Below are 7,589 nucleotides of genomic sequence, written 5' to 3'. Positions count from 1 at the left end.
TGATATGTCGTCCGGCCTGGACGGGTTCGGCACGGGTTTCTGGGATAATGTACAGGCACAGGGATCGTTGGTTAATAATACAAATCTCACTGATGAAACGGGTAAGGTTCTGAATCCAGCAACACCAGAGGAGATTAAGTATGCCTCTGATAAGCTGGTAACCGGGGTTATACCGGAAGGTGCGAATATTACTAAAGCTATTGTTGAAGGTTATCAGGATGGCGTGATGATTGCAGGTGCCTGGTATTTGGGACCGGCAGCATCAGTCGGTAAGGTGGTCGGTGGCGGAGTTATTGCTGAGATAGCCAATGGAAGCTACCAATGGTTTGACCTGAGTCGTCCAGGCAATGAAAATAAAAACTGGGATTATAAGAGCAGCGTCAGCTCCGGGATTTCAGGGATGCTTGCCCCGGGAAGAAGAGTCTGGCAGAACGTTGGAATAGCGGCTGGCAGCGCATTTTTCACCGATGGGCCTGATACTGGATCTATTGGTGGGGCTGCTGCTGGAGCATGGGCCGGTGGTAAGTTTGGTGAATATGCACCAGGCATTATAAATTCATTAACTGGTAAAGAAGTACCTGGGTTTATAATTGACGCGACAGGTTCCTTTGGTAGTGAAATTTTAGGTGGATATGTGAAAGATGCACTAAATGCCCCACAACCATCTTCCGAAACAAACAAGTAGGGGGGAGAATGATTGCCTATATTAAGTTGCTTATATATTCATGTATCTTTTGCATTGTTCTGGGTTTTCTCCTTATAGGTGGGGCGGCATTGTTTATCTATCTAACAAAAGGACACTTTTTTTTCCCTGTCCATCATGTGGAAAGGATTTTTGTGTTTGGGTGTATAGCTGGCTCTGCGATTACACTGACCACAACATTATTTAATCTGATAGATAAGTTTAATGCCCGTAAAAAGCCACCTTCGGCCCCTGACTGAGATTAACAACAACCCCAGTCTTTGCTGCTGGGGTTGTTGTTGAGAATAACTTCCTCAGCGCCACATCCTCAGACCGGCTTAATAAGGCGATTGAGAGAATCAAACAGGGAGATAAATCACTGGCGGCGCCTAATGAGCTGATAAAGCTTGAAAATGCCGATATATGAAGGATCGAGTAGATGTGCAATGGTTATTAGATAACAAGTACATTCGGAAGGTTAATTGAGATGTCTGCAAATATTAACGATCTCCAGAAACAGGTCGATATGCTGGTTGCAAAAATCGGTATTCCACCCCAGTCGACCATTCTTCATACTTCGCCTGTCGGTGATGGTACACCCTACATTTCTTTTGAAAACGGAAAATATAATTATATCTATTCTGAGAGAGGATATGAGTTTTCCAGAAAAGTGACGTCCTCTATAGATGAGCTATTTTATTGGATAATCTATGACTTTGTACACGCTGTTGCAGTGGATTATGAACTCTCTAACCGAATTCCTGGAAAAGACAGCCGGCGCATATATTTCCCTAAGATTGTAGAACTTATGCGCAAGATAAATGAAAATTGGGGGCTAAAAGCACAGAGTCATCTTGATGAGATATTGATGAATAGCCCTTATGAAGATAGCCTTTATCCCTGATTTTACATTTTAAACAACAAATCCTGCCTCTTCTGGCGGGAATGTTGTTGAGAATAACTCGCTGAGTGCTTTAGTTCAGGGTGGAAAGTTGGCGGTTGAGGGCTGCTCAAAAGTTGCTGGCTGTCGGAATGCGCTTGTTGAGAAAGGCCTGGGTGCCCGGCTTGGTATTGGCACGGCTAAAACCGTCCTGGATAATCTCTCTGCTTCAGAACAGGAATATGTATTTAACGTTGCCATGACAGGTAAGGCTGACCTGATTGAGAAACTGACGCCCGAGCAGCGAGAAGCTTACGATTACATGGTAGGTCAGGATCAGAAAGGTTTAATCACTATCTTCCCGCAGCCAGGCAGGGATTTGACGGATGGCAAGCTGGTTAATCCGGCCCCGGATCAAAATAAAGGAATGACGTTGGTTACGCCAGATCGGTCTGGTGAACAGGGGGCAAGCAATACCGGAAATACTGAAGGTACGCCGGATACCGGTGGTAACATTACGGTGACGCCGATCCCTGAACAGAATAAAGATGATCTGACTTATCTGGCTGAAGGATATGAACCGAATAAAGGCGCAGTTGATAATATGGGCGAGTTCTTTAAGCAGCCTGGGTTTGGTAGCCAAATGAATGATAATTGTCGTAAAACCAGTCAGGTCTATCAAGGACAAAGTGTTTATCAGGCTAAGGATGCAGTTGGTGATTATATTTCTAAAGGTGATAAGTATTACCTCGATGGTGCACATAAAAATCATTTGGAATTCTTTGACAGTAAAGGAAAATTCAAGGTTGTATTGAATCTTTATGGTTCATATAATGACACCAAAATGAAAACAGCTATTAAAGAGGATCGGAGATTACCTAAATGACAACTTACTCATTCCTGGATGAAATGAAGAGGGATTTCATAGATATTTTAAATCGGAAATCACCTATGCCAATAGATTTTAATGATCTAGCTATTAATTATAATGAGTCACTGGAAACTTCATTGGTAAGATATCTAACATTGTTACAATCTAAAGCGGAATTACTTGCCCAGGCAAAAGTAAATGATGATGATGAGCTGGCAATGCAATCAGCTTTGCTAAGGTTAAGAACTCATGCAATGAGTTTATCTAGCTTCTTTGATGCCATTGTGGAAGATACGGAAATGGTACTTCGGACTGGCGAATGGGTAGAAATTCCAGAAGGTTACGAACCCCCAAAGCACTACAAATATCTTACGCCCAAATAAGCAAAATGGTGCAGTTATCGGATCGACGGCAACAGTGGAGAGGAATAAACTCGACCCCGGTCGCTGGGGTTTAGCGATATTATAAATAGCGCATCTTATAAGGCTGAGCACCAGAGTGCGGGTATTAGCCCGGATGGTAGCGTATTACACTTCTGAAAAAATTTGCTCTGTAACCTGGCGCTGCTTGCGGACAGAGAACTTACAGACCCGGCGCAGCGTTTGCATGATTTCCGGCTCTTGCGGTGGGCCGGTAGCGGTACTTGAATCATGAGATCATTACGTGGATCTATATTAGTGCCGGTTTCAACCCTGCCTAATCCAGCCAGCTTTACTTCAGCGTGACGAATGTTGCCCTTTATGCATGCTCAGGGAGAAAGTCGACAACCAGATGGCATTTGCGCAGGGCGTACAGGAGCTGGCAGTAAGGGTCGTCAACGACGTGAAAACCTGGCAACTGGATACGGCGGCGAAAGAGACCGCCGACCGCCTGCTGAAAGCGCATCCTGACTATGCCAGCCTCTCTCAGGATGAACTCAATGCGCGCGTGCAGAGCGATCCTGGTTATAAAGCGGTGGCGGAGCAGTGGGGCACGGGCGGCACCTGGTCGATGGTGGCGACCGCCGTGGCAGGCGCGCTGGGCGGGCTGAGCGCCAGTAACCTCGGGGCCGCAGCGGGCGGCGCAATGTCGCCGTACATCGCTAACGCGATTAAAAAAGCCACGACAACGTACAACCCTGACGGCACGGAAAATACCAATCTGCTGGCCAACACCATGGCGCACGCGGTGGCGGGGGCGGTGCTGGCGCAGATGTCCGGCAACAGCGCCTCAGCGGGCGCGGCGGGTGCCGCGGGCGGGGAGCTGGCTGCGCGGGCAATCGTGGCGGTGATGTATCCTCACACGAACATCAGCGACCTGACGGAGAGCCAGAAGCAGATGGTCAGCACGCTGAGCGGGATGGCGGCAGGGCTGGCGGGCGGAATAGCGGCCGACTCGCCGGCAGGTGGAGTTGTCGGGGTGGGGACGGGTAAGAATGCTGTAGAAAATAACGAACTGTTTAATCTGCCATCCGGACTCAACAGCTATGGTAATTCAGCCTCAACATTGGGAATGTCGATGGATGATGCTGGAGCGACAGCGCAGCAAATCAACGAGGCAATGAGTAAAAATGTTAAAGGTGATTTGCCTGAAGGGGCAAATATAACCAAAGTTATCGTCAACGGTTATAAAGATGGTGTGTTGATAGCGGCAGCAGCTTACATGGGGCCAGCTGCATCGATAGGGAAAGTTGTGGGCGGTGCAGTAATCGCGGAAATCGCCAATGGGACATATCAGTGGTTTGATATAAACAGTGCTAAGAACCAGAGCTTGCCTGAAAACCAGCAAAAAACCTGGGATTACTGGGGCAGTGCTTCGGCGGCAGTGACGGGGGGATTAGCTCCGGGACGTGGAGTAGGAGCTAATCTGGGGATATCATTGGGAAGCACTATATTTACTGATGGGCCTGATAAAGGTGCGTTAACTGGCACAACTGCTGGATGGGCATTTGGTACAGCTGTTGGTGTAATTGCCCCCCTGTTTTTAGTCCTATATTAGGCCCAGGTTCAGCTCCAGTTGGTGATATTATTGGGGCTGCAGGAGGAGAATTTATTAGCAATGCTGTCAAGGATAGAATTAATGAGAAGAAAAAATAAGCCGACTGTAGGCTTGCTATTTTTAAGCATTTTATACATGGTTTTTTGCTGTTTGATCTTTTTTTCTCTGGCTCTGGTAATGGTAGAACTCATTATGAGCCATAAAGTAAGTTTTGAGCGATCAGATATTGAGCATGTTGTGGTCGTAAGTGTTATTGCAGGAACAGCAGCGGCTCTTAGATCCTGGATCTTCGCTAAAATAGATGAGCGAAAAGCTCGAAAATCTCACCCATCAGATCCATAATAAAAAATCCCGGCCGAATCGAGCCGGGATTTTTTACCTGCTAATGTTTCCTAAGCCAGCCGGATAATCAGCTTGCCCTGCTCGCATAGCACTTCAACTTTTCTGCCTGTTTCAACTCCAAGATCCCATATATAGTCTCCCTTCAGCGTAATCGACGGGGACCTATCAAACTTCCTCTGGTCCCAGTCCCAGATATAGCCCAGAATATAACATCGGACTTTGATTAAAACCTTTTCTGAATTATGAAGTTGTGCAGCCATAATAACTATCTCGCTTAGAATTTGTTGTCATCAGTACCGAGGTTCTATAACACTCCGGTAGCGCGCTTTTAAGCAGCGTGTTGGCTGATTATCTGTTTTAACCTGTCCTGCTTAATCGGCAGATACATACGCTGACGACGACGAAAGGTCCGGACGGAAAGGACGTGGTGAACGTTCAGGCGAACCTGATTGCGCATGGGGTGGTGGGCGCGGTAACGTCATACGCGTCGGGTAATCCTGCATTGGCGGGCGCCTCTGGTGCGGCGATGGGCAAGTACATCGCGCAGCAGATGTATCCGGGGGTCAAGTGCGAAGACCTGAGTGAGGAGCAGCGCCAGACCATCAGCGCGCTGGGCACGCTGGCGGCGGGTCTGGCGGGCGGTGTGGCCGGAGACAGCACGGGCGGTGCGGTGGCGGGTGCGCAGGCGGGTAAAAATGCAGTTGAGAATAACTTCCTGCTCTCGCTGCTGATGCCACCTCCACCGCCGGTTGCGGCAAAATAGCGCCGCAGACAGAAGCTAATGCTGCTGTCGCGCAGAAGCTGGATGCAATGGTGAAAGAGTTTGGCCGTGATGTTGTGAATAAATGCCTCTCCGGTGGTGACTGTCCGATGGCCACGCAGATTGTGATTACAGCAATCACATCAATGATGGGGAACGGGGAGAGCAACCTTTCTCATACGGGTAACAATGTTGGTCAGATTGATGCGGGGCCAAATCATACAGGTAACAATGCGGGGCAAATTGGTACAGGTCCGAATTATACGGGGAATAATCAGACTTCAGGCCAGGGAGTGGCGAATACCGGCAATAGTAATGGTGTGCCGAATACAGGTGGTACTACCACGGTCACGCCGATCCCTGACGGGCCTAATAAGGATGATTTAGCTTATCTGGCAGAAGGTCGGGATAACAGGTTGCCGAACCCTGAACCTACAGCGGCAAGTAATGGATTAAAAGTTGAATCGAATCCTAAACATACTCCTGGCGCTCAAGGATTTAGGCCTAATGCTGGTATTGAGCCAAGAAGTTCTTTAGATCTCTTTGAACGTTCAATTGCAACGAAAGATCCGAAAATAAGATTATCCATTGACAGTGAAGGGAATATACATCGACTTTTCAATACCAGCAAAGATGGCACAGGCTCATTCCACTGGAGTGGTAGTACTGCTGATGGAAAAAATGCATTGGGCAACAGGGAACTTGGATCCTTCAATAAAGAAATAAAAGAGTTGAAGGGGAAATAATGATTTTTGGCCAACCTTTTGAATTTGCTGTTTTTTATGATGTTTTGGAAAAAACAGATGATGATTGTTGGAAGTATGGCATCTTCAATTTTTTTATCGAAGATGAAATATATCCAGCGAAAGGCTCTAATTATACATTGTCTATGGCTATGGGTTATTTGAAGGGTAGTCATCAGGAAGTAGTTGATTGTCAAAATAAAGAACTAGATCTATCAATGGATGATCAAGCCTTATTAGAAAAATTAGCTCATTCACATGGAATGATACTTGACAGCGATCCATATGATCAGGAACTTCCTGACTCAGAAAAAGTGGGTGTTTTTTTAAGTCCTCTTGAAATTGCTGATACAGGATTTTATCTATTCTATTATCCAAAAGATAATAACGAGGAATATCTAATATACAGTTCGGATTATGGTAATACAGTTAGAAAAACTGTTTTAAGTAGGGGAACCGTTAGCAGCGTATTGGCACAGCTTCCAAGTAAAGACGCGATATAACATATTTTTAGACTATCCCAGCTCTCAGCGGCTGGGATTTTTTGCCTGCTGTTCAGTCAGTTACCGCTGCGCTTCTTCGGCTTCGCCATCACCTGAATCACGTCCATCAGCTCCCGCTGCTTACGCGCCGAGAGCTTAGGGCAGAGCTGGCGCAGCGTCTGTATGACTTCCGGCTCCGGTGAGTGCGGCTTAACCGTCAGTATCATGCAGCCGTCCATTACCCTTACCTCCAGCGCCGTCCCGGTATCAAACCCCATCTCCTTCAGCCAGTGGCCTTTAAGCGTCACCACCGGAACCGGCTGATACTTCGCGTCGCTGACATAACCCACGGTATAACAATGGGTTGTGGGTATGTGCATCTCTGCTTATGATGTGTCTCAGACATAATCAACTCCTCATTAGTTGCTTGTGGTCAGCGGCTTTATTGCCTCCACGGCGGGCGCGGATAAAAACCGTCTCGACACCGGCACGCTCGGCTTCAGCGATATCGGTAACCGTGCGGACTACAAGGTTGAGTATCTGGGCGGCAGTTTCAGCACTGGTGGCCCGGTTGGCAGCCAGGTACTGGGCAACATGGCTTCTTCGCTGCTCAGCGGACTGGGGGCGGGCGGTCATGCTGAAGGGGTGACCCGTGCTGCGGTATCCGACGGTACGCTGATCGTACGTGACCAGGCGGCGCAGAAGCAGGACGTCAGCACGCTGAGCCATGACACGGCCGGAGCCAACGGCAGCATCAGCCCGATATTTGATAAGGAGAAAGAGCAGAAGCGTCTGCAGACCGCGCAGCTGGTGGGCGAGATTGCCGCACAGTCGATGGGCGTGGCGCGGACA

General features: G+C 48.0%; 10 protein-coding genes and 3 pseudogenes. 11 read left to right on the top strand and 2 right to left on the bottom strand.

Translation table 11 applies throughout. The features are described from left to right. Positions 1-4 precede the first annotated feature (4 nt). From AAH450_RS20885 to AAH450_RS20860, 7 genes and pseudogenes are all read left to right on the top strand, one after another. The gene (locus tag AAH450_RS20885) at positions 5-685 is read left to right on the top strand and encodes an adhesin (RefSeq protein WP_342911903.1); all 681 of its coding nucleotides are present in this window, start codon (positions 5-7) and stop codon (positions 683-685) included. Positions 686-980: 295 nt separating this feature from the next. Further along, a pseudogene (locus AAH450_RS21195) lies at positions 981-1,103 on the top strand (VENN motif pre-toxin domain-containing protein); the annotation flags it as partial. 66 nt (positions 1,104-1,169) lie between these two features. Further along, on the top strand, positions 1,170-1,586 hold the full coding sequence (locus AAH450_RS20880) for an Imm63 family immunity protein (RefSeq protein WP_342911902.1): 417 nt from the start codon (positions 1,170-1,172) through the stop codon (positions 1,584-1,586). A gap of 88 nt (positions 1,587-1,674) precedes the next feature. Then, positions 1,675-2,448, top strand: coding sequence for a hypothetical protein (locus tag AAH450_RS20875; RefSeq protein WP_342911901.1), 774 nt, complete (start codon positions 1,675-1,677; stop codon positions 2,446-2,448). Further along, positions 2,445-2,816 carry a hypothetical protein gene (locus tag AAH450_RS20870; RefSeq protein ID WP_342911900.1) on the top strand — a complete coding sequence of 124 codons (372 nt, stop codon included), beginning with the start codon at positions 2,445-2,447 and terminating at the stop codon, positions 2,814-2,816. The genes AAH450_RS20875 and AAH450_RS20870 overlap by 4 nt, the downstream gene beginning before the upstream one ends. A gap of 388 nt (positions 2,817-3,204) precedes the next feature. After that, complete coding sequence (locus tag AAH450_RS20865; RefSeq protein WP_342911899.1) at positions 3,205-4,410, top strand: VENN motif pre-toxin domain-containing protein; 1,206 nt, start codon at positions 3,205-3,207, stop codon at positions 4,408-4,410. 81 nt (positions 4,411-4,491) lie between these two features. Continuing rightward, positions 4,492-4,752 carry a hypothetical protein gene (locus AAH450_RS20860; protein WP_342911898.1) on the top strand — a complete coding sequence of 87 codons (261 nt, stop codon included), beginning with the start codon at positions 4,492-4,494 and terminating at the stop codon, positions 4,750-4,752. A gap of 50 nt (positions 4,753-4,802) precedes the next feature. On the opposite strand, the gene AAH450_RS20855 is transcribed toward AAH450_RS20860, so the two are convergent. Continuing rightward, the gene (locus AAH450_RS20855) at positions 4,803-5,012 is read right to left on the bottom strand and encodes a SymE family type I addiction module toxin (RefSeq protein WP_342911897.1); all 210 of its coding nucleotides are present in this window, start codon (positions 5,010-5,012) and stop codon (positions 4,803-4,805) included. 122 nt (positions 5,013-5,134) lie between these two features. Between AAH450_RS20855 and AAH450_RS20850 the strand changes: the two are divergent. The 3 genes and pseudogenes from AAH450_RS20850 to AAH450_RS20840 form a co-directional block, all read left to right on the top strand. Further along, positions 5,135-5,476, top strand: a pseudogene (locus tag AAH450_RS20850) (VENN motif pre-toxin domain-containing protein); the annotation flags it as partial. An 86-nt stretch (positions 5,477-5,562) separates the two neighbouring features. After that, complete coding sequence (locus AAH450_RS20845) at positions 5,563-6,258, top strand: hypothetical protein (protein WP_342911895.1); 696 nt, start codon at positions 5,563-5,565, stop codon at positions 6,256-6,258. Beyond that, on the top strand, positions 6,258-6,758 hold the full coding sequence (locus tag AAH450_RS20840; protein ID WP_342911894.1) for an immunity 42 family protein: 501 nt from the start codon (positions 6,258-6,260) through the stop codon (positions 6,756-6,758). The genes AAH450_RS20845 and AAH450_RS20840 overlap by 1 nt, the downstream gene beginning before the upstream one ends. 56 nt (positions 6,759-6,814) lie before the next feature. On the opposite strand, the gene AAH450_RS20835 is transcribed toward AAH450_RS20840, so the two are convergent. Further along, a complete protein-coding gene (locus tag AAH450_RS20835) occupies positions 6,815-7,117 on the bottom strand; it encodes a SymE family type I addiction module toxin (protein ID WP_342911893.1) in 303 nt (100 codons plus the stop codon). A gap of 49 nt (positions 7,118-7,166) precedes the next feature. Between AAH450_RS20835 and AAH450_RS20830 the strand changes: the two are divergent. Continuing rightward, a pseudogene (locus tag AAH450_RS20830) lies at positions 7,167-7,589 on the top strand (hemagglutinin repeat-containing protein); the annotation flags it as partial.

Origin of the sequence: Erwinia magellanica (assembly GCF_039023495.1) — a bacterium.
Classification (GTDB): Bacteria; Pseudomonadota; Gammaproteobacteria; order Enterobacterales; family Enterobacteriaceae; genus Erwinia.
This window is presented reverse-complemented; position numbering and strand designations above follow the sequence as displayed.

Coding starts and splice junctions, on each gene's coding strand:
- AAH450_RS20835 (WP_342911893.1), bottom strand. CDS start 7,117: ATGCACATACCCACAACCCATTGTTATACCGTGGGTTATGTCAGCGAC.
- AAH450_RS20880 (WP_342911902.1), top strand. CDS start 1,170: ATGTCTGCAAATATTAACGATCTCCAGAAACAGGTCGATATGCTGGTT.
- AAH450_RS20860 (WP_342911898.1), top strand. CDS start 4,492: ATGAGAAGAAAAAATAAGCCGACTGTAGGCTTGCTATTTTTAAGCATT.
- AAH450_RS20845 (WP_342911895.1), top strand. CDS start 5,563: ATGGTGAAAGAGTTTGGCCGTGATGTTGTGAATAAATGCCTCTCCGGT.
- AAH450_RS20870 (WP_342911900.1), top strand. CDS start 2,445: ATGACAACTTACTCATTCCTGGATGAAATGAAGAGGGATTTCATAGAT.
- AAH450_RS20865 (WP_342911899.1), top strand. CDS start 3,205: ATGGCATTTGCGCAGGGCGTACAGGAGCTGGCAGTAAGGGTCGTCAAC.
- AAH450_RS20855 (WP_342911897.1), bottom strand. CDS start 5,012: ATGGCTGCACAACTTCATAATTCAGAAAAGGTTTTAATCAAAGTCCGA.
- AAH450_RS20885 (WP_342911903.1), top strand. CDS start 5: ATGTCGTCCGGCCTGGACGGGTTCGGCACGGGTTTCTGGGATAATGTA.
- AAH450_RS20840 (WP_342911894.1), top strand. CDS start 6,258: ATGATTTTTGGCCAACCTTTTGAATTTGCTGTTTTTTATGATGTTTTG.